The following is a 24,260-nucleotide window of genomic DNA, read 5'->3' on the forward strand; positions in this document are numbered from 1 at the left end:
CCTCCTTACGGACATATGAGGGAGCAAATTCTTTTGCTCTGAATTAAGGTGGTACCACGAGCTTTCGTCCTTTTTGATGAAGGCTCTTTTTATTTAGTAAATTAATTTAAAGAGGAGATATAATGAAACTCAAAGAAACCTTAAATCTAGGTAAGACAGCTTTTCCAATGCGAGCTGGACTTCCTAACAAAGAACCAATCTGGCAAAAAGAGTGGGAAGATGCTAAGATGTATCAACGTCGTCAAGAGTTGAACCAAGGTAAACCTCACTTCACTCTTCATGATGGTCCTCCGTATGCCAATGGTAATATTCACGTTGGACATGCGATGAATAAAATTTCTAAGGATATCATTGTTCGTTCAAAATCAATGTCTGGTTTCTATGCTCCTTACGTTCCTGGTTGGGATACGCATGGTCTTCCAATTGAGCAAGTGTTGGCAAAACAAGGTGTGAAACGTAAAGAACTTAATCGTGCTGAATATCTTAAGATGTGTCGCGATTATGCACTTTCACAAGTTGACAAACAACGTGAAGATTTCAAACGTCTTGGTGTTTCGGCTGATTGGGATAACCCATATGTTACTTTGACACCAGATTATGAAGCAGCTCAGATTCGTGTCTTTGGTGAGATGGCTAAAAAAGGTTACATCTATCAAGGTGCAAAACCAGTTTATTGGTCATGGTCATCAGAATCAGCGCTTGCTGAAGCAGAAATTGAGTACCATGATTTGGTTTCAACTTCACTTTACTATGCCAATAAGGTTAAGGATGGTAAAGGAGTACTAGACACAGATACATATATCGTAGTTTGGACAACAACACCATTTACAGTAACAGCTTCACGTGGATTGACTGTTGGTGCTGATATCGAATACGTTCTCGTAAAACCTGCCGGAGAAGACCACAAATTTGTTGTTGCTTCTGAATTACTTAATAGTCTTTCTGAGAAATTCGGTTGGACAGATGTGGAAGTACTTCAATCATACCGTGGTGAAGAATTAAATAAAATTGTGACTGAACACCCATGGGATACAGAAGTTGATGAGCTTGTTATTCTTGGTGACCACGTTACTACAGATTCAGGTACAGGTATCGTCCATACGGCTCCTGGTTTTGGTGAGGATGACTATAACGTAGGTATTGCTAATGGTCTTGAAGTTGCCGTAACCGTTAATGAGCGTGGTATCATGATGGAAAATGCTGGACCTGATTTTGAAGGTCAGTTCTACGATAAAGTGGCTCCAATTGTTATGGAAAAACTCGGCGATTTACTCCTTGCCAAAGAAGAAATCTCACACTCATACCCATTTGACTGGCGTACGAAGAAACCAATCATCTGGCGTGCAGTACCACAATGGTTTGCATCTGTTTCTAAATTCCGTCAAGAGATTCTGGATGAGATTGAAAAAGTTAAATTCCATTCTGAGTGGGGTAAAGTTCGTCTCTATAACATGATTCGTGACCGTGGTGACTGGGTAATCTCTCGTCAGCGTGCTTGGGGTGTGCCACTCCCAATCTTCTATGCTGAAGATAAAACACCAATCATGACTGAAGAAACTATCGAACATGTGGCTAAACTTTTCGAAGAACACGGTTCAGTTATTTGGTGGGAACGTGATGCCAAAGATCTTCTTCCAGAAGGTTTTACACATCCTGGCTCACCAAACGGCGAGTTTACTAAAGAAACTGACATTATGGACGTATGGTTTGACTCAGGCTCATCATGGAACGGTGTTGTTGTTAACCGTCCTGAGTTAACTTATCCAGCTGACCTCTATCTCGAAGGTTCAGACCAATACCGTGGATGGTTTAATTCATCTCTTATTACATCTGTTGCCAATAATGGTGTTGCACCATATAAACAACTCTTGTCTCAAGGTTTTGCGCTTGATGGTAAGGGTGAGAAGATGTCTAAATCGCTTGGTAACACAATTGCTCCTAGTGATGTTGAGAAACAATTTGGTGCTGAAATTCTTCGTCTTTGGGTAACAAGTGTTGATACAACTAATGATGTTCGTATCTCAATGGATATCCTTAGCCAAGTATCAGAATCTTATCGTAAGATTCGTAACACACTCCGTTTCTTGATTGCCAATACCTCTGACTTCAATCCAACAACTGATGCTGTAGCCTTTGAAGACTTGCGTTCTGTAGATCAGTACATGACTATTCGATTTAACCAATTGGTTAAGACTATTCGTGATGCCTATGCAAACTTTGAGTTCTTAACTATCTACAAAGCCTTGGTTAACTTTATTAACGTTGAGTTGTCTGCATTCTATCTTGATTTTGCCAAAGATGTGGTTTATATTGAGAGTGCGGAATCACTTGAACGTCGTCAAATGCAAACAGTCTTCTACGATATTCTTGTTAAAATCACAAAACTATTGACACCAATCCTTCCTCACACTGCAGAAGAAATTTGGTCATATCTTGAATTTGAAACAGAAGACTATGTTCAATTGTCAGAGTTGCCAGAAGCAGAAGATTTTGTGGGTCAAGATGCACTTCTTGAAAGATGGAATGCCTTCATGGATTTCCGTGGCCAAGCTCAAAAAGCTTTGGAAGAAGCTCGTAATGAAAAAGTTATTGGTAAATCGCTTGAAGCTCATTTGACTATTTATCCTGATGATGAAGTCAAAGAACTTATTGAAGGTTTGAACACTAACCTTGCTCAACTTTTGATTGTTTCAGCATTGACTATTGCTGAAGGAGAAGCACCTCAATCTGCTGTAAGCTTTGAAGGTGTGGCATTCACAGTAGAACGTGCTACAGGTGATGTCTGTGACCGTTGTCGTCGTATCGATCCAACTACTAAAGAACGTAGCTACAACGCGACTATCTGTGATCACTGTGCTAGCATTGTTGAAGAAAACTTTGCTGAAGGTGTAGCAGAAGGTTTTGAAGTAAAAGCAAAATAAAATAAAAAGAGTTCACCGTGAACTCTTTTTTCTATTTGTTTTTCGAATATAGTATTGAACACAATAAAAAACTAGCTCAGCTAGTTTTTTATTATAGTCCGTAGTTATAATCATCGTCTTGCATGGCTTCGACAGTTCCTAGAAGGTAACCATTACCAACTTGAGAGAAGAAGTCGTGGTTAGATGTTCCCGTAGAAATACCATTCATAACGATTGGGTTAACATCGTTCGCACTATCTGGGAAGAGTGGATCTTGTCCCAGGTTCATAAGAGCCTTGTTGGCGTTGTAACGAAGGAAAGTCATAACTTCCTCAGTCCATCCAACACCGTCATAAAGAGATTTAGTGTAGAGCTCTTCATTTTCATACAATTGATAGAGGAGATCATACATCCATTCACGGAAACTTTCTTGCTCTTCTTCAGGCAATTCGTTGAATCCAAGTTGGAATTTATAGCCAATATAGGTTCCGTGAACAGATTCGTCACGGATAATGAGCTTGATAATTTCAGCAACGTTAGCTAGCTTGTTATTACCAAGATAATAGAGTGGAGTGAAGAATCCTGAATAGAAAAGGAAAGTTTCAAGATATGTTGAAGCAACCTTTTTCTGAAGAGGCGTTCCATTTTCATAGATATCGTTAATGATTTTCGCCTTGGTTTGGAGGTATTTGTTACTGTTAGTCCACTCGAAAATTTCTTCAATTTCAGATTTAGTATTCAAAGTTGAGAAGATTGAAGAGTAAGATTTGGCGTGAACAGATTCCATGAACTGAATGTTGTTCAATACAGCTTCTTCATGAGGTGTACGGACGTCTGCACGAATGGCTTCAACACCCGTTTGAGATTGCATGGTATCTAGCAATGTTAAACCACCGAAAACTTTTCCAACCAAATCTTTTTCTTCAGCGGAAAGTTTACGCCAGTCATCAAGGTCATTTGAAAGTGGGATACGTGTATCTAGCCAAAATTGCTCGGTCAATTTTTCCCAGGTAGATTTATCAATCGCATCTTCGATTTCATTCCAGTTAATGGCTTTGTAGTAAGTTTCCATTAGAAACCTCTTTCTTTATTGATATCGTTACTATTTTATCATAATTCAAAATCATGATATAGTTTTTTTGAGTTGATCTATTAAAAAAGTCGGCGAACCGACCTTTTAATGCATTTTGTAAATAAGAGTAGTGAAGTTGCTATCGTTAAATCACTATCTTAAATGACACAGCTTTCACATTGGTTAGAACCAACCTCTTCCCCATCATCTGTATAAGTACGGATGTAGTAGATTGATTTAATTCCTTTGTTAAAGGCGTAGTTACGAAGGATAGAAAGGTCACGAGTTGTTTGTTTATTTTCTGTTTTCCATTCGTAAATTTCTTTTGGTAACTCACTACGCAAGAATAGGGTTAATGACAAACCTTGATCAACGTGTTCAGTCGCAGCTGCATAGACGTCGATAACTTTACGCATGTCCATGTCGTAGGCTGAAGTGTAGAAAGGAATTGTGTCTGTTGAAAGACCGTTGGCCGGATAGTAAATTTTTCCGATTTTCTTTTCTTGACGTTCTTCAATACGTTGTGTGATTGGATGGATAGAAGCAGAACAGTCATTAATATAAGAGATTGAGCCATTTGGTGCAACAGCCAAACGGTTTTGATGGTAGAGTCCATCTTTCTTAACGAGTTCACGTAGTTCTTCCCAATCTTTGGCTTGTGGAATGAAGTGACCATCGAAAAGTTCTTTGATACGGTCAGATTTAGGAACGTATTGGCCTGTAACGTATTTATCAAAGTAAGAACCATCAGCATATTTTGATTTTTCAAAACCGACAAAGGTTTCTTGACGTTCGCGGGCAATATTGTTAGATTCAACCAAAGTCCAGTAGTTCATAAGCATGAAGTAGATATTAGTGAATTCAACAGATTCGGGGCTACCATACTCGATATGGTGTTTAGCAAGGTAAGAGTGAAGCCCCATAGCTCCTAAACCAAAGGTATGAGCTTGTTGGTTACCATTTTTGATAGATGGTACAGCATCAATACTTGAGCTATCTGTAACAAAGGTAAGCGCACGTGTCATAGCTTTAATCGAACGACCAAAGTCAGGTGACGTCATCATGTTAAGGATATTAGTTGATCCAAGGTTACATGAAATATCTGTACCGAGTTTAACAAACTCTTGTGCATCGTTAAGTTCACTTGGTGTTTGAACTTGGAGAATTTCAGAACAGAGGTTGGACATGACGATCTTACCATCAATTGGGTTGTGTCGATTGGCTGTATCAACATTGACAATATATGGATAACCTGATTCTTGTTGGAGTTTAGAAATTTCAGTTTCTAGCTCACGTGCATTAATCTTGGTTTTTGTAATATTGGGATTGGCAACCAACTCATCATACATAGCTGTAATATCAATGTAGTTATATGGTTTACCATACTCTTTTTCGACTGAGTAAGGGCTGAAGAGGTACATATCTTCATTATTACGTGCCAACTCGTAGAATTTATCTGGAACTGTAACACCAAGTGACAGTGTTTTAACACGCACCTTCTCATCAGCATTCTCTTTCTTAGTAGAAAGGAAGGCAAGGATATCTGGGTGGAAAACATCCAGGTAAACAACACCAGCACCTTGACGTTGGCCAAGTTGGTTTGAGTAAGAGAAGCTATCTTCGAAAAGCTTCATAACAGGTACGACACCAGAGGCTGCCCCAGCATAACCTTTGATAGGAGCACCAGCTTCACGTAGGTTAGATAGGCTAATACCTACCCCACCACCAATACGTGATAACTGGAGGGCCGAGTTGATAGAACGTCCGATTGAATTCATGTCATCCGTTACTTGAATAAGGAAACATGACACGAGTTCACCACGACGGCTACGTCCAGCATTTAGAAATGAAGGAGTAGCAGGTTGGTAACGTTGGTGAATCATTTCGTTAGCAAGGTCACTAGCAAGGTTTTCATCACCATCAGCAAAGTAAAGGGCGTTGAAAAGAACGCGATCTTCAATACTTTCGAGGTAAGACTCGCCATCGTTTGTTTTGAGGGCATATTGTTGGTAGAACTTGTAGGCTGCCATGAAAGATTGGAAGCGGAATTTTTGAGAATGAATTTCTGCAGACAACTTTTCGATGAAAGCAGGTTCGTATTTACCGATGAATTCAGACTCGATATAATCGTTCTCAATCAAATAATTAATTTTATCTGTGATGCTGTTGAATGCCATTGAATTTGGCTTAACGTTTTCAAGGAAGAAGGCACGAAGTGCTTCTTTGTCCTTATGCAAAGGAATTTGACCGTTAACAGGACGGTTAATTTCGTTGTTGAGGCGGAAGTATGAGACATCGCCAAGATTTTTTAAAGACATAATACAGATACCAGGCTTACTTAGTTTAATAGTATATTAAGGTTAAAACATTATACTAAGCAGACAAGTTCCTTTCTATTTAAAAACTTGATAATTAAAGGATTTCTTTAAGTTTAGTCGGTTGAAAACCTGAAAAGATGATATCGCCTGCTTCAATAACTGGAGCAGCAGTGAAACCAAGACTTTTAACGTAATCGATTTTTTCTGGCTGTTCATCAATGTTGATTTCTTCGAAATCAGCACCTTCCTTTTCCAAGAATTTTTTAGTCATTTTGCACTGCATGCAGTTGTTTTTAGAAAACAATGTAATCTTTGCCATTGCAAATACTCCTTTATAAAAAGATTTTAAGTGGCCAAGAGCCACTTTTTAACTCTAATAGAATACCCAAAATATTGGGAAAAATCAAGCTAAATATCTTAAGAAAATACAAGATTTTGTGTTTAGTATTGAAACACAACCCTATATCTTGTGTTTTAAAGGCTTTTTTAAGTTTCCTAAATTAAATAGGATTTGTTTATGAAAATGACTAAAAAAGAAACATCTAACTATAGATGTTATAAAACATGACATCAAAATGCCAATTCTATTTGTTTTTTCAAAAAAAACAGTGTAGAATAAAGAAAATTTTTAACTAATGGAGGTTCAAGTATGCAAGAATACTGTTCAAATCTAACTGTAAATGGTAAGACATTCTCTTTCTATGATCTCGAAAAAGCAGCGAAATTTCATGATGTTAAGGTCGGAGAACTACCTTATACCATTCGAATCCTACTTGAAAGTCTCCTCCGAAAAAAAGATGGCGTCGATGTTAAGGAATCTCACATTGCTGACCTGATGAAATTTCCGAATTTTCCGACAGTTTCCGAAGTGCCTTTTAAACCAAGTCGTGTTATCTTACAAGATTTTACAGGAGTTCCTGTTGTTGTTGATTTAGCTTCAATGCGTGATGCTATAGTGGCTAATGGTGGTAAAGCAGAATTTATTAACCCTGAGATTCCAGTGGATTTGGTTATTGACCACTCTGTCCAAGTGGATTCATACGGATGTGATACTGCTCTTGAAGACAATATCAATCTAGAGTTTAAACGTAATAACGAGCGCTATGAATTTCTAAAGTGGGCCGAACAGTCTTTTGAAAATTACCGTGCGGTTCCACCAGCAACAGGGATTATTCACCAGGTTAATATTGAATTTTTGAGCGATGTCATTATTGAAAAAGATGGGTTACTCTATCCTGATTCTATGTTTGGTACAGATAGTCACACGACTATGATTAATGGTATTGGCGTTCTTGGTTGGGGTGTTGGCGGTATTGAAGCTGAAGCAGCTATGCTCGGTGAAGCATCTTATTTCCCAATTCCAGAGGTTATTGGTGTACATCTGACAGGAGAGTTGCCTAAAATTGCTACAGCAACAGATTTGGCTCTCAAGATTACTCAGGTGCTTCGTTCTGAAAATGTGGTTGGTAAATTTGTTGAGTACTTTGGACCTGGCTTGAAGAGCTTATCTCTAGCTGATCGTGCTACAGTCGCTAATATGGCACCAGAATATGGTGCGACCTGTGGTTATTTTCCTATTGATGACGAGACTCTTAACTACATGCGTTTAACTAACCGTGATGAGGAACATATCCAAGTCACTGAAGCCTATACAAAAGCCAATCATCTTTTCTATGATCCAAGTAAAGAAGCCAAGTATACTAAGATTGTTGAAATTGATTTGTCATCTATTAAACCTTCTATCTCAGGTCCTAAACGTCCACAAGATTTGATTCTCTTATCAGATGCTAAGCAAGAATTTCAAGATGCAGTGGTACGAGAAGCAGGTGTCCGTGGCTTTGGTTTGGATAAGGAAGAGTTAGCAAAAACTGCAAAAGTTGACTTTGAGGATCATTCAGAAACAATTCAAACAGGTCATGTGGCCATTGCAGCTATCACATCATGTACCAATACTTCAAATCCTTACGTTCTTATGGCAGCCGGTCTTTTAGCTAAAAAAGCGGTTGAGAAAGGATTAAAAGTATCTCCAACAGTGAAGACATCTTTGGCACCAGGTTCTAAGGTTGTTACTGGTTATCTCAAAGCTTCAGGCTTGCAAACCTATCTAGATAAGCTTGGCTTTAACTTGGTAGGTTACGGTTGCACAACTTGTATTGGGAACTCAGGAGACTTACGACCTGAGGTGGCTAAGGCTATTGTAGACACTGATTTATTAGCGAGTGCTGTTTTGTCAGGAAATCGTAATTTTGAAGGGCGTATTAATCCACTTGTTAAAGCGAATTTCTTGGCTAGCCCACCATTGGTTGTTGCTTATGCTTTAGCTGGTAACACGAATATTGATTTGACAACTGAACCTTTAGGTTTTGACGACGATGGTCAAGCTGTTTATTTAGAAGAGATTATGCCATCTCGTGAAGAAATTGAGACTTATGTTGATAAATACGTCACCCGTCAACTCTTCCAAGATGAGTATGCCAGTGTCTTTTCTGATAGTGAGAAGTGGAATGCCATTCCTACTGAACAAAGTCAAAATTATAAATGGAATCAAAACTCTACCTATATTCAAAACCCACCTTACTTTGATGCTTTAGGAGATGATTTGAGCATTAAACCATTGAAAGATTTGAAGGTTTTGGCTAAATTCGGAGATACGGTAACAACAGACCATATTTCTCCAGCGGGTAATATTGCCAGAAATAGTCCAGCAGCTCGTTATTTGACTGAGAATGGTGTTGATTATCAAGAATTCAATTCTTATGGTAGCCGTCGTGGTAATCACGAAGTCATGATGCGAGGAACCTTTGCTAATATTCGTATCAAGAATGAGCTAGCAGATGGAAAAATTGGTGGATATACTAAATATGATGGTGACATTCTACCTATATATGATGCTGCTATGAAATATAAAGAAGCTAATCAAGCTACGCTTGTAATTGCCGGTAAGGATTATGGTATGGGTTCAAGTCGTGACTGGGCGGCTAAAGGTGCTAATCTTCTTGGTGTAAAAGTAGTGCTTGCTGAGAGTTTTGAGCGTATTCACCGTTCAAATCTCGTTATGATGGGGATTTTACCAGTCCAATTTATGGAAGGAGAAAATGCTGAAAGTCTTGGATTGACGGGACAGGAGACCTTTAGCTTTGACCTTTCAGAAAATCCAGGTGTCCATGATGTTATCACTGTTACAGCTTCAACACCTGAACAAACCAAAACTTTTAAAGCCTTGGTACGCTTTGATGCTGATGCTGATATTCGCTACTATAAAAATGGTGGTATCTTGCCAATGGTTGTAAGAAAAAAATTGAAGGGAGCCTAATATGACAACAGTTGAAATTAATGGACTTAAGGATATGATTGCCTGTAATACTAGGATTTCATCTATTATCGATGACCATTTATCGTATTCGGGATATGATATTTCCGAGTTTATGGAAAATAAAGCGTCTTTTGAGGAAGTGATTTATCTCTTGTGGAATGGTCATCTTCCTACGCAAATGGAACTTAAGTATTTTGAAGCTGAGTTGCGTAAGAACTATGATATTTCTGATGCTGTAGAACAATGCATTCTTATCCAGTCTCGTCCACATTTGCACCCAATGAGTGTTTTACGTTCAACAGTCTCCCTTCTTGGAGTTTACAATGTTGACGCCGAGGAAAGATCCATGGAGGCAATTTATCAGCAAAGTATTGAATTGATGGCTAAATTGCCTACAATTATTACGACTTTTGCACGCTTACGTACTGGTAAAATGCCTCTCAAACCAAGAGAAGATTTAGGTTTTGCAGCTAATTTTCTCTACATGCTGAATGGTGTTGAACCTTCTGAAATTGAAATTGAAGCTATGAATAAGGCATTAATTCTACATGCTGACCATGAGTTGAATGCTTCAACTTTTGCAGCGCGTGTTTGTGCCTCGACTCTGACAGATATCTATTCTTGTGTCACAACAGCTATTGGAGCTCTAAAAGGTCCCCTGCATGGTGGAGCTAATGAACGCGTCTTTGATATGCTTAAAGAAATCCGTGAATCTGGTGATGTTAATGCTTACTTGCAGGAAAAACTTGATTCTAAAGAAAAAATCATGGGATTTGGACACCGTGTATACAAGAAACAGGATCCTCGTGAAATTTTCTTAAGAGATATGGCTAAAAAGTTGACAGAGGGTACCGAGAATGAAGAATTCTTTAATATGTCTCAAGAAATTGAAGAGTTCATGAAAGATAAGAAGGGATTAATTCCCAATGTAGACTTCTATTCAGCCACCGTATACCATACTCTAGGAATTGACAGCGATATCTTCACACTTATCTTTGCAATGAGTCGTGTTGCCGGCTGGATTGCTCATATTCAAGAGCAGCAAAAAAATAACAAATTGATTCGTCCTCGCTCACAGTATATTGGACAAGAAAATATGACCTATATTCCTTTAGAAAAACGCTAGGGAGGAAAGCTATATGGCAGAAAAAATCGTAATGACAAATGGACAGCTTCAAGTTTCTGATAGTCCAATTATCCCTTTTATTGAAGGGGATGGTGTTGGACATGATATCTGGAAGAATACCCAAGCAATCTTTGATAAAGCAGTAGAAGTAGCCTATGAAGGAAAGCGTCATATTGAGTGGCAAGAGCTCCTAGCTGGTAAGAAGGCTTATGATAAAACAGGAGAATGGTTGCCGAAAAAAACATTGGAGACTATTCGAGAAAGTTTAGTTGCTATTAAGGGTCCGCTTGAGACGCCAGTAGGTGGAGGGATTCGTTCTTTAAATGTAGCTTTACGTCAAGAACTTGATCTCTACGCTTGTGTTAGACCGGTTCGTTACTTTGAAGGAGTAGCAAGTCCGCTTAAGGAACCAGAAAAAACGAATATTACTATTTTTCGTGAAAATACTGAAGATATTTATGCGGGAATTGAATGGGAAGCGGGAACAACAGATGTTAAGCGCGTGATTGAGTTTCTCCAGACAGAAATGAATGTTAGTAAAATTCGCTTCCCAGAATCAAGTAGTATCGGAATCAAGCCAATTTCAATAGAAGGAAGTAAACGTCTCATTCGCTCGGCTATCGACTATGCTCTCAAGAACAATCTAAAAAAAGTGACCTTGGTTCATAAGGGGAATATTCAAAAATTTACAGAGGGTGGCTTCCGTAAATGGGGTTATGAAGTGGCTCAGGAAGAATATAAAGAAGAATTGCTGGCTGGTCGTTTAGAGATTAATGATATAATCGCGGATAACTTTCTACAACAGATTCTTTTAAATCCAGAAAAATTTGATGTTGTTGCCTTAACCAACTTGAATGGTGATTATGCCAGTGACGCCTTAGCTGCACAAGTTGGTGGTATCGGCATCTCCCCTGGAGCCAACATTAACTATCAAACAGGCCATGCTATTTTTGAAGCAACACATGGAACAGCTCCGGATATCGCGAATCAAGATAAGGCTAATCCTTGCTCAGTTCTATTATCTGGCTGCATGCTTCTAGATTATATTGGTTGGACTGAGGCAGCTCAACTGATTACAAGTGCTATTGAAAAGACATTTAAAGCCGATATCTTTACAGCTGATTTGGCATTTGGGAAGCAAGCTTATTCAACGAGTGCCTTTAGCAATCAAATTCTTTCAATTATGTGATTGTTTTTGCTCGGAAATGAAAATTAACGATTGAAAACACCATGAAAGAAATTTTCTGAAAATGTTGTAAATAACTAGAGACTAGTATTTGCTTATGTTTAAAAAAATGAAAATGAGCAGTAAAATGAGAGACAGGCTTTTGAAAAACTTGTAGAAAGTACGTTTTAACCTTGATAATCTCAATTAGCTATGTTATAATTCTAAATTGTAAGGGTTATCATTGATAACTCAAATATTCCAAACTAAGAAGGAGAATCCATTATGGCTTCTAAAGATTTCCACATTGTTGCAGAAACAGGTATCCACGCACGTCCAGCTACTTTGCTTGTTCAAACAGCTAGCAAATTTGCTTCAGATATCACTCTTGACTACAAGGGTAAAGCAGTTAACCTTAAATCAATCATGGGTGTTATGAGCCTTGGTGTTGGTCAAGGTGCTGACGTAACTATCTCTGCAGAAGGTGCTGATGCTGATGATGCAATCGCAGCAATCGCAGAAACAATGACAAAAGAAGGATTGGCATAAGAATATGACAGAAATGCTTAAAGGAATCGCAGCATCTGATGGTGTTGCAGTTGCTAAGGCATATCTGCTTGTTCAACCGGACTTGTCATTTGAAACTGTAACAGTTGAAGATACAAGTGCAGAAGAGGCTCGTCTAGATGCTGCTCTAGCGGCGTCACAAGACGAGCTTTCTGTTATCCGTGAAAAAGCAGTTGAAAGCCTTGGTGAAGAAGCGGCAGCCGTTTTCGATGCTCATTTGATGGTTCTTGCTGACCCAGAAATGACTGGTCAAATTAAAGAAACTATCCGTGCTAAACAAGTTAATGCTGAAGCTGCTTTGACAGAAGTAACAGACATGTTTATCGCTATTTTTGAAGGTATGGAAGACAACCCATACATGCAAGAACGTGCAGCGGATATTCGTGACGTTACAAAACGTGTGCTTGCTAACTTGCTTGGTAAGAAATTGCCTAACCCAGCAACAATCAACGAAGAATCAATCGTTGTTGCTCATGACTTGACACCATCTGATACAGCTCAGTTGAACAAAAAGTACGTAAAAGCCTTTGTTACTAACATCGGTGGACGTACAAGTCACTCAGCTATCATGGCGCGTACACTTGAAATCGCAGCTGTTCTTGGAACAAATAACATCACAGAACTTGTCAAAGATGGTGATGTTTTGGCTGTTTCAGGTATTACTGGTGAAGTTGTTATCAACCCAACTGAAGAGCAAATTGCTGAGTTCAAAGCGGCCGGTGAAGCTTACGCTAAACAAAAAGCTGAATGGGCTCTCCTTAAAGATGCTCAAACAGTTACTGCTGATGGAAAACATTTCGAATTGGCTGCTAACATCGGTACACCTAAAGACGTTGAAGGTGTAAATGATAACGGTGCAGAAGCTGTTGGTCTCTATCGTACAGAATTCTTGTATATGGATTCTCAAGACTTCCCAACTGAAGATGACCAATATGAAGCTTACAAAGCAGTTCTTGAAGGTATGAACGGTAAACCTGTTGTCGTTCGTACAATGGATATCGGTGGGGATAAAGAACTCCCTTACTTCGATCTTCCTAAAGAAATGAACCCATTCTTAGGTTACCGTGCTTTGCGTATCTCTATCTCTGAAACTGGTAATCAAATGTTCCGTACACAATTGCGTGCTTTGCTTCGTGCATCTGTTCACGGTAAATTGCGTATCATGTTCCCAATGGTTGCTTTGTTGACTGAGTTCCGTACTGCTAAAGGTATTCTTGAAGAAGAAAAAGCTAAATTGGTTGCTGAAGGTGTTGCCGTTGCAGACGATATCGAAGTAGGTATCATGATTGAAATCCCAGCTGCAGCTATGCTTGCTGATCAATTTGCTAAGGAAGTTGATTTCTTCTCAATTGGTACAAATGACCTTATCCAATACACAATGGCTGCTGACCGTATGAACGAACAAGTTTCATACCTTTACCAACCATATAACCCATCAATCCTTCGTTTGATTAACAATGTTATCAAAGCGGCTCATGCTGAAGGTAAATGGGCTGGTATGTGTGGTGAAATGGCCGGTGACCAAACTGCTGTTCCACTTCTTGTTGGAATGGGCTTGGATGAGTTCTCAATGTCAGCGACATCTGTTCTTCGTACACGTAGCTTGATGAAGAAACTTGACACAGCTAAAATGGAAGAATACGCTAACCGTGCTCTTACTGAATGTGCAACAATGGAAGAAGTTCTTGAACTTTCAAAAGAATACGTTAACGTAGACTAATCATAAAAAGTGGAGGCTTAGGCTTTCACTTTTTTTATATCTAAACGGAGACAAAATAATTGACTCATTCTTTAGTTAGGAGTAGAATACGGCTAACCTAGGTTAACAATTTTAACTATTTTTTGTCAAAATTTTCTGAATAATTCTCGTTTAAATCTTGGAATATTTCTAAAAAAATGATAAAATAGGTCTTATAATAGATAAAAGGAGTTACTATCTTGGCTAAACAATACAAAAACTATGTCAATGGTGAGTGGAAAACATCTGAAAACGAAATTACTATTTACGCACCTGCAAACGGTGAGGAACTTGGATCAGTTCCAGCGATGAGCCAAGCTGAAGTAGACGAAGTCTACGCAGCAGCTAAAGCAGCACTCCCAGCATGGCGTGCGCTTTCATATGCTGAACGTGCAGCTTACCTTCATAAAGCAGCAGATATCTTGGAACGTGATGCAGAAAAAATCGGTCAAGTTCTTTCTAAAGAAATCTCTAAAGGTTTGAAATCTGCAATCGGTGAAGTTGTTCGTACTGCTGAAATCATCCACTATGCAGCTGAAGAAGGTTTGCGTTTGGAAGGTGAAGTACTTGAAGGTGGTGCATTTGACGCTGGTAGCAAGAAAAAAATCGCTGTTGTTCGTCGCGAACCAGTAGGTCTTGTCCTTGCTATCTCTCCATTTAACTACCCAGTAAACTTGGCTGGTTCTAAAATTGCTCCTGCCTTGATTGCTGGTGACGTTGTTGCCTTCAAACCACCAACACAAGGTTCTATCTCAGGTCTTCTTTTGGTTGAAGCATTTGTTGAAGCTGGTATCCCTGCAGGTGTCTTGAACTCTATCACAGGTCGTGGTTCTGTTATCGGTGACTACATCGTTGAACACAAAGCAGTTGATTTCATCAACTTCACAGGTTCAACACCAGTTGGTGAAAACATTGGTCGTTTGGCAGCTATGCGTCCAATCATGCTTGAACTTGGTGGTAAAGATGCCGCTATCGTTCTTGAAGATGCTGACCTTGACTTGACTGCTAAAAACATTGTTGCTGGTGCCTTTGACTATTCAGGTCAACGTTGTACAGCTATCAAACGTGTCCTTGTAATGGATAGTGTTGCAGATGAATTGGTAGAAAAAGTAACTGCTTTGGTAGGTAATATCACTGTTGGTATGCCTGAAGAAAGCGCAAGCGTTACACCACTTATCGATACAAAAGCTGCTGACTTCGTTCAAGGTTTGATTGATGATGCAGTTGAACAAGGTGCTACTGCTAAAACTGAATTGAAACGTGAAGGTAACCTTATTTACCCAGCAGTCTTTGACCATGTAACAACTGACATGCGTCTTGCTTGGGAAGAACCATTTGGTCCAGTATTGCCATTCATCCGTGTATCTTCAGTTGAAGAAGCAATCAAGATTTCTAACGAATCTGAATTTGGACTTCAAGGTGCTGTCTTCACACAAGACTACCCACGTGCATTTGCAATTGCTGAACAACTTGAAGTTGGTACAGTTCACATCAACAACAAAACACAACGTGGCACAGACAACTTCCCATTCCTTGGTGTTAAAGGATCTGGTGCCGGAACTCAAGGTGTGAAATACTCTATCGAAGCTATGACTCGTGTGAAATCAACAGTATTTGATATCGCAAACTACTAAGAGTGTAGCTATTCAATCATTAAAAAAGTGTAAAGAGTCCCAATAATAGGGGCTCTTTTTCTTTTAAAATATGGTATAATAGAACTAAATTTCGAATATAGAGAGTTTTCTGACAATGAATAAATCTTATTTTTACTTGGTTATGAAGACGCATGAGTTAGAGGTACCATACACTGGTCAACTTCGTCGTGTGCGTGTTCTTCTACCTAAGAACTATGAAACGGATACAGATCGTTCTTACCCTGTCGTGTATTTCCATGATGGTCAGAATGTTCTTTATAGTAAGGAGTCGTTTTCTGGCTATTCTTGGAAGATTATCCCAACAGTCAAGCGTAATCCTGATATTTCGCGCATGATTGTTGTAGCCATTGATAATGATGGTCCTGGCCGTATGAATGAGTATTCTGCGTGGAAGTACCAAGAATCTAATATCCCTGGTGTCCAGTTCGGAGGTAAGGGTGTAGAGTATGCAGAGTTTGTCATGGATGTGGTTAAACCCTTTATTGATAAGGAATACCGTACCCTCTCTGACCGTCAGCATACAGCTATGATTGGTTCATCTCTCGGTGGTAATATCACTCAATTTATGGGGCTTGATTATAAGGAGCAGATTGGCTGTCTTGGGGTATTTTCTTCAGCTAACTGGTTGCATCAGGATGCTTTTGATCGTTACATGTCGCGTCAAAAGCTCGATTCAGATCAACGTGTCTACATATATGTAGGAACTGAGGAAGCTGATGATACTGATAAGACCTTGATGGCTGGTAATATTAAGCAGGCTTATATAGACTCTTCATTGAGCTATTATCATGATTTGATTGCTTGTGGGGTTGATTTGGAAAATATCAAGATTCACATTCAATCTGGTGCTGAACACAATGAAGAAGCTTGGGCTGAGAATTTACCAGACTGTCTTCGCTTTTTCGCTGAAAAATGGGACTAGTCTTTATTAACGCAAATTAATTTAGGAAAAGGAATATAAATATGAATATCGAACATCTTAGCCACTGGAGTGGTCAACTTAACCGTGAAATGTATGTTAACCGTTACGGGCACGCTGGTATCCCTGTTGTGGTTTTTGCCTCATCAGGTGGTAGCCATAACGAATACTATGACTTTGGTATGATTGATGCTTGTGCACGTTTTATCGAAGAAGGACGCGTACAATTCTTTACTCTTTCAAGTGTGGATAGTGAAAGCTGGCTTTGTGATTGGAAAAACCCACATGATCGTGCTGAAATGCATCGCGCTTATGAACGTTATGTTATTGAAGAAGCTATTCCATTTATCAAACACAAAACTGGTTGGTTTGATCCAATGATGACAACAGGTTGTTCAATGGGGGCATACCATGCGCTTAATTTCTTCTTGCAACACCCTGATGTTTTCAATAAAGTAGTAGCCCTTAGTGGTGTCTACGATGCTCGTTTCTTTGTGGGTGAGTTTGGAGGGGACGAAGCTATTTACCAAAATTCCCCATCAGATTATATCTGGAACCAAAATGATGGTTGGTTTATCGACCGCTACCGTCAAGCTGAGATCATCGTATGTACAGGTCTTGGTGCTTGGGAACAAGATGGTCTTCCATCTTACTATAAACTCAAGGAAGCCTTTGAACAAAAGAATATTCCAGCTTGGTTCTCTGAGTGGGGTCATGATGTCGCTCACGATTGGGAATGGTGGCGTAAACAAATGCCTTATTTCCTTGACAATATGAACCTATAATTTCTTTGTCCATCCCATCTAAATAACTATAAAAGAGGAATTACTAATGAATTATCTTGTTATTTCACCATACTATCCACAAAACTTCCAACAGTTTACAGTTGAACTTGCTAATAAGGGCATCACTGTTCTTGGTATTGGTCAAGAGCCTTATGAACAATTGGATCAACCTTTGAAAGAGGCTTTGACTGAGTACTTCCGTGTAGACAATCTGGAAAACTTGGATGAAGTTAAACGTGCGGTAGCCTTTCTTTTCTATAAACACGGACCAATTGACCGAATCGAATCTCATAACGAATACTGGTTGGAATTGGATGCTGCTCTTCGTGAACAGTTCAATGTTTTTGGTGCTAAGCCAGAAGATCTTAAGAAGACTAAATTCAAGTCTGAAATGAAAAAACTCTTCCAAAAAGCTGGAGTTCCAGTTGTACCTGGTGCTGTCATTAAAACTGATGAAGATGTGGATAAAGCTGTGAAAGAAATCGGCCTTCCAATGATTGCTAAGCCAGATAATGGGGTTGGTGCAGCTGCAACCTTCAAACTTGAAACAGAAGATGATATCAATCACTTTAAGGCTGAGTGGGATCATGAAACAGTTTATTTCTTTGAAAAATTTGTAACTTCAAGCGAAATCTGTACTTTCGATGGTTTGATTGATCATGATGGTAATATTGTCTTCTCAACAACTTTCGATTATGCCCACACTCCACTTGACTTGATGATTTACAAGATGGATAATTCTTACTACGTTCTTAAGGATATGGATCCTAAGTTACGTAAGTATGGTGAGGCAATTGTCAAAGAATTTGGTATGAAGGAACGTTTCTTCCATATTGAGTTCTTCCGTGATGGTGACGATTATATTGCTATTGAATATAACAACCGTCCAGCAGGTGGCTTCACAATCGACGTCTATAACTATGCTCATTCTTTCGATTTGTACAAGGGCTATGCGGATATCGTTGCTGGTGAACCATTCCCGGCTTCTCAGTTTGAGCCACTTTACTGTTTGGCAACTTCACGTCGTGCAAGCTCTCACTATGCTTACTCAGAAGAAGAACTTTTCGATAAGTATCGTGAACAACTTAAAGTTAAGAAAATCATGCCTGCAGCCTTTGCAGAGTTGCAAGGTGACTTCCTTTATATGTTGACAACTCCAAGTCGTGAGGAGATGGAACAAATGATTGAGGACTTTGGTAAAAAAGCCTAATCTGTATATGTTAAAAGCACTTCAGAGTAAACTGAAGTGCTTTTGTAATGCCTTATTTTTCGTGAAGCTCTTGGTTTTTAAGAACCAGTTCTGATACTTTAACGAATTTTTTAAGTTTTTTGAGATCTTCTGGATGAGTTACCAAGCTAATGACGCTACCTTCATTTCCCATACGGCCGGTACGACCTGCACGGTGAGTGTAGGCTTCACGATCTCGAGGAATATCGAAGTTGATGACCACTTCCAGATTTTCAATATCGATGCCTCGTGCCAAGAGGTCAGTACCTAGTAAGAGTGAAATCTCATGGTTCTTGAATTTTTCCAAGATAACCTTACGGAATTTGACGTTGATGTCACTTGCCAATGATACTGCTGAAGCTCCGTTAAATTGGAGGCGCTCTTCAGTAGCTCCAAGGTCAGAAAGACTGTTGAAAAAGACAAGGCCACGGAAGTCAGGAATATTGGAGAACTTACGGAGAAGTTCGACACGGTTACGTTTATCAACACTGATATAATAATGTTTAATAGTGTCTAGTTCCTGATCAGATAGGTCATAAACGATAGTATTTTCGACGAGATCTTGATCGTCAATTTTGTTGGTTGCCGAAATATAGATCATTTGATGGTCACGAGGAACATGGTGGCTGATTTTTGTCACAAAGTGGTATTGGCTATCACTGAGAAGCTCATCAAATTCATCGAGGACGATAGTATTGACGTTCATCATCTTGATCTTTTTGAGTTTAATCAGCTCAAAGACACGGCCAGGGGTTCCGATGAGAATTTCTGGTCCTTTCTTCAGGCGTTCAATTTGTCGCTTTTGACTAGAGCCAGAAAGGAAGAGCTGGGCAGTAAGTCCTAGTGGCTCAGCCCACTGTTTGGTTACGTCGAAAATCTGTCCAGCAAGTTCAGAATTAGGTGCTAGGATAAGCAATTGCTGAGCTTTTTTTGGCTTGAGTGTGAGGAGCAGTGGAAGAAGGTAGGCAAGGGTCTTACCTGTTCCTGTAGGACTGATACCTAGGACATTGTCTCCTTCAGTGATTGGTGCAAACAGTTCTTTTTGAATGGCAGTCTCTGTAGTGATTCCTTTTTCTTTAAGGAGGTCTTGCCATTGTTCAGGAAAGTTTTTAAACATAAAAGTCTCATTTTCTATATGGATTTGCTTTTATTATATCATGATTTAGTGTAGAATAGATAAGAAAGACTATATTAGATAGGAATTTACCATGCCTAAAAAACCGATTATTATTGGGGTTACGGGTGGCTCTGGTGGTGGTAAAACCAGTGTTTCTCGTGCCATTCTATCAAATTTTCCAGATGAGAAAATTGCCATGATTGAGCATGATTCTTATTATAAGGATCAGTCACATTTGACTTTTGAAGAGCGTGTGTCAACGAACTACGACCATCCCTTTGCCTTCGATACAGATCTTATGATTGAACACATCAATGAGCTGATTGCTGGGCGTCCTGTGGATATTCCGATTTATGACTACACCCAACACACACGTAGTGAAAAGACTTATCGTCAGGAACCACAGGATGTCTTCATTGTTGAAGGGATTTTGGTACTTGAGGATAAACGTTTGCGAGATTTGATGGATATCAAGCTTTTTGTAGATACTGATGATGACATTCGTATTATTCGTCGTATCAAACGTGATATGGAAGAGCGTGGCCGTAGCTTGGATAGTATCATTGAGCAATATATCAGTGTGGTTAAACCTATGTACCACCAGTTTATCGAACCTACGAAACGCTACGCAGATGTGGTGATTCCTGAAGGTGTCACAAATACTGTTGCTATCGATTTGATTAATACTAAGGTAGCAAGCATTTTGAAAGAAAGTCAGAAAGCCTAAGCAGGAGCTTGGCTTTTTTGGTATAATTGAAACGTTATGATTATTTTACAAGGAAACAAGATTGAGCGCTCTTTCTCAGGAGATGTGCTCTTTGATAATATTAATATTCAGGTAGATGAACGCGATCGTATTGCCCTTGTTGGACGTAACGGTGCTGGGAAATCAACCCTATTGAAAATTTTGGTTGGAGAGGAAGCGCCGACAAGTGGTGAAATCAACACAAAACGTGATTTGAATTTGTCTTACTTAGCTCAGGATAGTCGCTTTGAGTCTAGCAATACCATCTATGCGGAAATGTTAAATGTTTTTGCAGGTCTTCGTGCAGACGAAAAACGCCTTCGTGACATGGAAATGAAGATGGCTGAGTTAACTGGGTCAGACTTGGACAAGTTAATGACTGACTACGATCGCCTTTCTGAGGATTTCAGACAGCGAGGTGGTTTTACCTATGAATCTGATATCAGAGCCATTCTCAATGGTTTTAAGTTTGATGAAAGCATGTGGGAAATGCCCATTTCAGATCTTTCTGGAGGGCAAAACACGCGCTTAGCTTTGGCGAAAATGCTGCTTGAGAAGCCTGAACTCTTGGTACTGGATGAACCGACTAACCACTTGGATATCGAAACCATTGCCTGGTTGGAGAATTACCTGGTCAATTATCAGGGAGCTCTAATCATTGTCAGTCACGACCGTTATTTTTTGGATAAGGTGGCGACAGTAACCCTGGATTTGACCAAACATAGTTTAGATCGTTATGTCGGAAACTATTCAAAATTCATGGACCTTAAGGCTGAAAAGTTGGCCACTGAAGCAAAGAACTTCGAAAAACAACAAAAGGAAATTGCTAAGTTGGAGGACTTTGTTAATCGTAATATTGTCCGTGCTTCTACAACTAAGCGTGCTCAAGCTCGTCGTAAACAGCTAGAGAAAATGGAACGTCTGGATAAGCCAACAGAAAGCCAGAAGTCAGCTAATATGACTTTCCATGCGGATAAGGTCTCTGGGAATGTGGTCTTGACAGTTAGGGATGCTGCTATTGGTTATGACGACGAGGTTCTCTCAGAGCCTATTTCCCTGGATGTTAAGAAGATGGATGCCATTGCCATCGTTGGTCCAAATGGTATCGGGAAAACAACCTTTATCAAGTCGGTAGTGGGTAAATTGCCTTTTATCAAGGGAACGTCAACCTATGGTGCTAATGTTGAAGTGGGGTATTATGATCAAACCCAATCTGCCTTGACATCGTCGAACACAGTCCTTGATGAGTTGTGGAATGATTTTGCGACGACTCCTGAAGTTGAGATTCGTAACCGTCTGGGGGCCTTTCTCTTCTCAGGTGATGATGTCAAAAAGTCTGTTTCCATGCTTTCTGGTGGTGAGAAAGCTCGCTTACTCCTAGCCAAATTGTCAATGGAAAACAACAACTTTCTCATCCTAGATGAGCCGACCAACCACTTGGACATTGATAGTAAGGAAGTCTTGGAAAATGCTCTCATTGACTTTGATGGAACGCTTCTCTTTGTCAGCCATGACCGTTACTTTATCAACCGTGTGGCAACCAAAGTGATGGAAATTTCTGAGGATGGGGCAACCATTTATCTTGGAGATTATGATTACTACCTTAAGAAGAAGGCGGAGCTTGAAGAGTTAGCACGTCTTGAAGCAGAGGAAAATCAAGTATCAGAGGAAGTCCAAGTAGCTTCAGCGGGTGCTAGTGATTATCAAGCTCAAAAAGCCAATCAAAAAGAGATACGTAAATTAAGCCGACGCATTGAGCAAATTGAAAATGAGCTAGAGACGATTGAAGAACGATTGGAGGAAATCTCTGCTGCCATGCTTGAAACAAATGACGTGGCAGAATTGTCTGACTTACAGAAAGAGCTGGATGACTTATCAGTCAATCAAGAAGCTCTGATGGAAGAGTGGAGTGCCCTATCAGAACAATTGGAAGGTTAAGGGATGATGAGAACCTTTTCATGTTTTGAGCTGTGAAAGGCTTACATTGTTGGTATAATAGTCTTAGTATATAAAAGGAGACTAACTTTATGAACAAAGTAAAGAAAAAAGTGTATCGTAACACAACATCTTTCAACATGATGGCATGGGGATCATTTGCCTTCTTCGTAATCTTGATGTTGGTAGGCCTCTATACCCTTAAAGAGCCTTTGATGGTTAAGGGTTACTACCTCATGGGATGTGTTGGTTTGATTTCATCTTCATTTACAGTATCTAAGGTTGTCCGTGATAACCAAGAAGATGAAGAAAACTATAATAAGCTCATCGCTCAACAAACTTTCGAACAATAAGAGGAGAAGCCTGAAAAGGCTTTTTCTTTTTGTCAAACTCTAATTTATTATTTGATACATACTTTACTCAAATAATAAAAAGTCCTTAAATAAGCAAAATATTAAAATTAAATAAAAATTAAAGAATACGTTGACGCTTTATTTCTTTTAAAATATACTGATGATATCAAATTAATTTGGAGTTTAATATAATGAAATTACGTAGTATGACTTTTCTATCATTACTTATAATTTTTTCGATAGCAGTGGCGCATGTTAATGCAGATTCGAAAGTTGAAAATGAAGTAAAGACTCCTATATCTTCTAAAAACTTAGATGAAGAGTATTATGATGATTTAGTGACTGATTTTAAAAAAGCAGGATTTACAGATGTTGTAGTCAAGAAAGATGAAGATCTTATTTTTGGATTTGTACATTTCGATGGAGAAGTAGAAGAAGTTCAAGTAGGAAAGACTACGAATTTTAAAAAGGGAGCATCTTTTTCAAAGAATGACAAAGTTACTATAACTTATCATACATATTCAAATAGAGATCAGAAAATTCTAAAATTGGAACTCGATAGAGAGTTTACGGCTGATGAAAATGGCAATGTTGAGGTTAATGGTATTACAGAAAAGGGAACACAAATATCATCTTCAGATGAACAGAGTATAGATGCAAAAGACGATGGTAAATTCAGTATGTCATTTAAACTGAAAGATAAGAATGATTCTAAAATTAGACTTGATTTAAAAAATGGTAAAAAGAATCGAGTTAAATACATAACATTACATCAGAATAAAAAGGTAATTGAAAGAATTGAATCTTCTGAAGAAGCTAGTGCATCATCAAGCATAGCAGCATCAGAAAATGCAGCTAGAGAAAAACAGAAGATAGATGATTATAATAAAAATCATATTGCATATAAGATTGATTTTTATGATTATAAAAAGTTTTATGTTTTAGATACCCAAAATCATCAAATTTTTGAGATAACAAAATATGATAATGAAGAGAGTGCAGTAGTCACTACTGCTTCTTATACAGGAGATATGAATACAGCGATTGATTTTACATTTGATTTTGGTGAAGGTGGTAGCTACTCAATGCATGCATACAATAAGTACAATGGTTTACCTAAATCTGGTGCAATTTTTACAGGTGTAAATGACGGAATTAGTAATAAAGCTAGCTATTTGGAAGACTCTTATGGTATTGCAAAAAAATATTTAGGTATTGAGTGATAAACAATTCTCATACTAGAAAAAAAGTATAATTTAGCCTTAAGTGATTTATCAATCGTGGCAATAAATACAAATAAATTCTTCAAGAAGTAATTAAATAA

At 38.8% G+C, this 24,260-nt stretch carries 18 protein-coding genes; 14 read left to right on the forward strand and 4 right to left on the reverse strand.

All coding sequences use genetic code 11. From position 1 onward, the window contains the following. The first annotated feature begins 122 nt into the window (after positions 1–122). Positions 123–2,921: an isoleucine--tRNA ligase gene (ileS, locus tag LG375_RS00225; protein ID WP_225745041.1), complete on the forward strand. Its 2,799-nt coding sequence runs from the start codon at positions 123–125 to the stop codon at positions 2,919–2,921. Between the two features lie 91 nt (positions 2,922–3,012). Here the strand turns inward: ileS and nrdF are convergent, their stop codons facing one another. From nrdF to nrdH, 3 genes are all read right to left on the reverse strand, one after another. Further along, entirely contained in the window at positions 3,013–3,972 is a 960-nt protein-coding gene (gene nrdF / locus LG375_RS00230; RefSeq protein ID WP_002890675.1) for a class 1b ribonucleoside-diphosphate reductase subunit beta, read from the reverse strand. Between the two features lie 158 nt (positions 3,973–4,130). After that, a complete protein-coding gene (gene nrdE / locus LG375_RS00235) occupies positions 4,131–6,290 on the reverse strand; it encodes a class 1b ribonucleoside-diphosphate reductase subunit alpha (RefSeq protein ID WP_002890676.1) in 2,160 nt (719 codons plus the stop codon). Between the two features lie 94 nt (positions 6,291–6,384). After that, positions 6,385–6,609, reverse strand: a complete 225-nt coding sequence (nrdH, locus tag LG375_RS00240; protein WP_225745042.1) for a glutaredoxin-like protein NrdH — start codon at positions 6,607–6,609, stop codon at positions 6,385–6,387. A gap of 330 nt (positions 6,610–6,939) precedes the next feature. On the opposite strand from nrdH, the gene acnA reads away from it, so the two are divergent. From acnA to LG375_RS00285, 9 genes are all read left to right on the forward strand, one after another. Continuing rightward, positions 6,940–9,603 (forward strand): aconitate hydratase AcnA, encoded by a 2,664-nt coding sequence (acnA, locus tag LG375_RS00245; protein ID WP_225745043.1) that lies wholly within the window; start codon positions 6,940–6,942, stop codon positions 9,601–9,603. Position 9,604: 1 nt separating this feature from the next. Next, positions 9,605–10,729 (forward strand): citrate synthase, encoded by a 1,125-nt coding sequence (locus LG375_RS00250; RefSeq protein ID WP_014634261.1) that lies wholly within the window; start codon positions 9,605–9,607, stop codon positions 10,727–10,729. A gap of 13 nt (positions 10,730–10,742) precedes the next feature. Beyond that, positions 10,743–11,918: an NADP-dependent isocitrate dehydrogenase gene (gene icd / locus LG375_RS00255; protein WP_110980970.1), complete on the forward strand. Its 1,176-nt coding sequence runs from the start codon at positions 10,743–10,745 to the stop codon at positions 11,916–11,918. 261 nt (positions 11,919–12,179) lie between these two features. Continuing rightward, the gene (locus LG375_RS00260; RefSeq protein WP_002884015.1) at positions 12,180–12,443 is read left to right on the forward strand and encodes a phosphocarrier protein HPr; all 264 of its coding nucleotides are present in this window, start codon (positions 12,180–12,182) and stop codon (positions 12,441–12,443) included. A 4-nt stretch (positions 12,444–12,447) separates the two neighbouring features. After that, positions 12,448–14,181: a phosphoenolpyruvate--protein phosphotransferase gene (gene ptsP / locus LG375_RS00265; RefSeq protein WP_002890681.1), complete on the forward strand. Its 1,734-nt coding sequence runs from the start codon at positions 12,448–12,450 to the stop codon at positions 14,179–14,181. A 218-nt stretch (positions 14,182–14,399) separates the two neighbouring features. Continuing rightward, positions 14,400–15,833: an NADP-dependent glyceraldehyde-3-phosphate dehydrogenase gene (locus LG375_RS00270; protein WP_002890682.1), complete on the forward strand. Its 1,434-nt coding sequence runs from the start codon at positions 14,400–14,402 to the stop codon at positions 15,831–15,833. A gap of 115 nt (positions 15,834–15,948) precedes the next feature. After that, on the forward strand, positions 15,949–16,776 hold the full coding sequence (locus LG375_RS00275) for an alpha/beta hydrolase (RefSeq protein WP_225745044.1): 828 nt from the start codon (positions 15,949–15,951) through the stop codon (positions 16,774–16,776). 41 nt (positions 16,777–16,817) lie between these two features. Then, entirely contained in the window at positions 16,818–17,558 is a 741-nt protein-coding gene (locus tag LG375_RS00280; RefSeq protein ID WP_002884014.1) for an esterase family protein, read from the forward strand. Between the two features lie 46 nt (positions 17,559–17,604). Then, positions 17,605–18,768 (forward strand): ATP-grasp domain-containing protein, encoded by a 1,164-nt coding sequence (locus tag LG375_RS00285; RefSeq protein ID WP_049545207.1) that lies wholly within the window; start codon positions 17,605–17,607, stop codon positions 18,766–18,768. A gap of 52 nt (positions 18,769–18,820) precedes the next feature. On the opposite strand, the gene LG375_RS00290 is transcribed toward LG375_RS00285, so the two are convergent. Further along, positions 18,821–19,903 carry a DEAD/DEAH box helicase gene (locus tag LG375_RS00290; protein ID WP_225745045.1) on the reverse strand — a complete coding sequence of 361 codons (1,083 nt, stop codon included), beginning with the start codon at positions 19,901–19,903 and terminating at the stop codon, positions 18,821–18,823. A gap of 91 nt (positions 19,904–19,994) precedes the next feature. Between LG375_RS00290 and udk the strand changes: the two genes are divergently transcribed. The 4 genes from udk to LG375_RS00310 all read left to right on the forward strand — a co-directional run bounded on the left by udk (position 19,995) and on the right by LG375_RS00310 (position 24,159). Continuing rightward, positions 19,995–20,630, forward strand: a complete 636-nt coding sequence (gene udk / locus LG375_RS00295) for a uridine kinase (protein ID WP_002890688.1) — start codon at positions 19,995–19,997, stop codon at positions 20,628–20,630. A 36-nt stretch (positions 20,631–20,666) separates the two neighbouring features. Then, entirely contained in the window at positions 20,667–22,586 is a 1,920-nt protein-coding gene (locus LG375_RS00300; protein WP_037600510.1) for an ABC-F family ATP-binding cassette domain-containing protein, read from the forward strand. A gap of 89 nt (positions 22,587–22,675) precedes the next feature. Continuing rightward, on the forward strand, positions 22,676–22,936 hold the full coding sequence (locus LG375_RS00305) for a YiaA/YiaB family inner membrane protein (RefSeq protein WP_002883990.1): 261 nt from the start codon (positions 22,676–22,678) through the stop codon (positions 22,934–22,936). Positions 22,937–23,127: 191 nt separating this feature from the next. Continuing rightward, on the forward strand, positions 23,128–24,159 hold the full coding sequence (locus LG375_RS00310) for a hypothetical protein (RefSeq protein ID WP_037600513.1): 1,032 nt from the start codon (positions 23,128–23,130) through the stop codon (positions 24,157–24,159). Positions 24,160–24,260: the final 101 nt, after the last annotated feature.

Origin of the sequence: Streptococcus sp. Marseille-Q3604 (assembly GCF_916619785.1) — a bacterium.
Taxonomy (GTDB): Bacteria; Bacillota; Bacilli; order Lactobacillales; family Streptococcaceae; genus Streptococcus.

Coding starts and splice junctions, on each gene's coding strand:
- ileS (WP_225745041.1), top strand. CDS start 123: ATGAAACTCAAAGAAACCTTAAATCTAGGTAAGACAGCTTTTCCAATG.
- nrdF (WP_002890675.1), bottom strand. CDS start 3,972: ATGGAAACTTACTACAAAGCCATTAACTGGAATGAAATCGAAGATGCG.
- nrdE (WP_002890676.1), bottom strand. CDS start 6,290: ATGTCTTTAAAAAATCTTGGCGATGTCTCATACTTCCGCCTCAACAAC.
- nrdH (WP_225745042.1), bottom strand. CDS start 6,609: ATGGCAAAGATTACATTGTTTTCTAAAAACAACTGCATGCAGTGCAAA.
- acnA (WP_225745043.1), top strand. CDS start 6,940: ATGCAAGAATACTGTTCAAATCTAACTGTAAATGGTAAGACATTCTCT.
- LG375_RS00250 (WP_014634261.1), top strand. CDS start 9,605: ATGACAACAGTTGAAATTAATGGACTTAAGGATATGATTGCCTGTAAT.
- icd (WP_110980970.1), top strand. CDS start 10,743: ATGGCAGAAAAAATCGTAATGACAAATGGACAGCTTCAAGTTTCTGAT.
- LG375_RS00260 (WP_002884015.1), top strand. CDS start 12,180: ATGGCTTCTAAAGATTTCCACATTGTTGCAGAAACAGGTATCCACGCA.
- ptsP (WP_002890681.1), top strand. CDS start 12,448: ATGACAGAAATGCTTAAAGGAATCGCAGCATCTGATGGTGTTGCAGTT.
- LG375_RS00275 (WP_225745044.1), top strand. CDS start 15,949: ATGAATAAATCTTATTTTTACTTGGTTATGAAGACGCATGAGTTAGAG.
- LG375_RS00280 (WP_002884014.1), top strand. CDS start 16,818: ATGAATATCGAACATCTTAGCCACTGGAGTGGTCAACTTAACCGTGAA.
- LG375_RS00285 (WP_049545207.1), top strand. CDS start 17,605: ATGAATTATCTTGTTATTTCACCATACTATCCACAAAACTTCCAACAG.
- LG375_RS00290 (WP_225745045.1), bottom strand. CDS start 19,903: ATGTTTAAAAACTTTCCTGAACAATGGCAAGACCTCCTTAAAGAAAAA.
- udk (WP_002890688.1), top strand. CDS start 19,995: ATGCCTAAAAAACCGATTATTATTGGGGTTACGGGTGGCTCTGGTGGT.
- LG375_RS00300 (WP_037600510.1), top strand. CDS start 20,667: ATGATTATTTTACAAGGAAACAAGATTGAGCGCTCTTTCTCAGGAGAT.
- LG375_RS00305 (WP_002883990.1), top strand. CDS start 22,676: ATGAACAAAGTAAAGAAAAAAGTGTATCGTAACACAACATCTTTCAAC.
- LG375_RS00310 (WP_037600513.1), top strand. CDS start 23,128: ATGAAATTACGTAGTATGACTTTTCTATCATTACTTATAATTTTTTCG.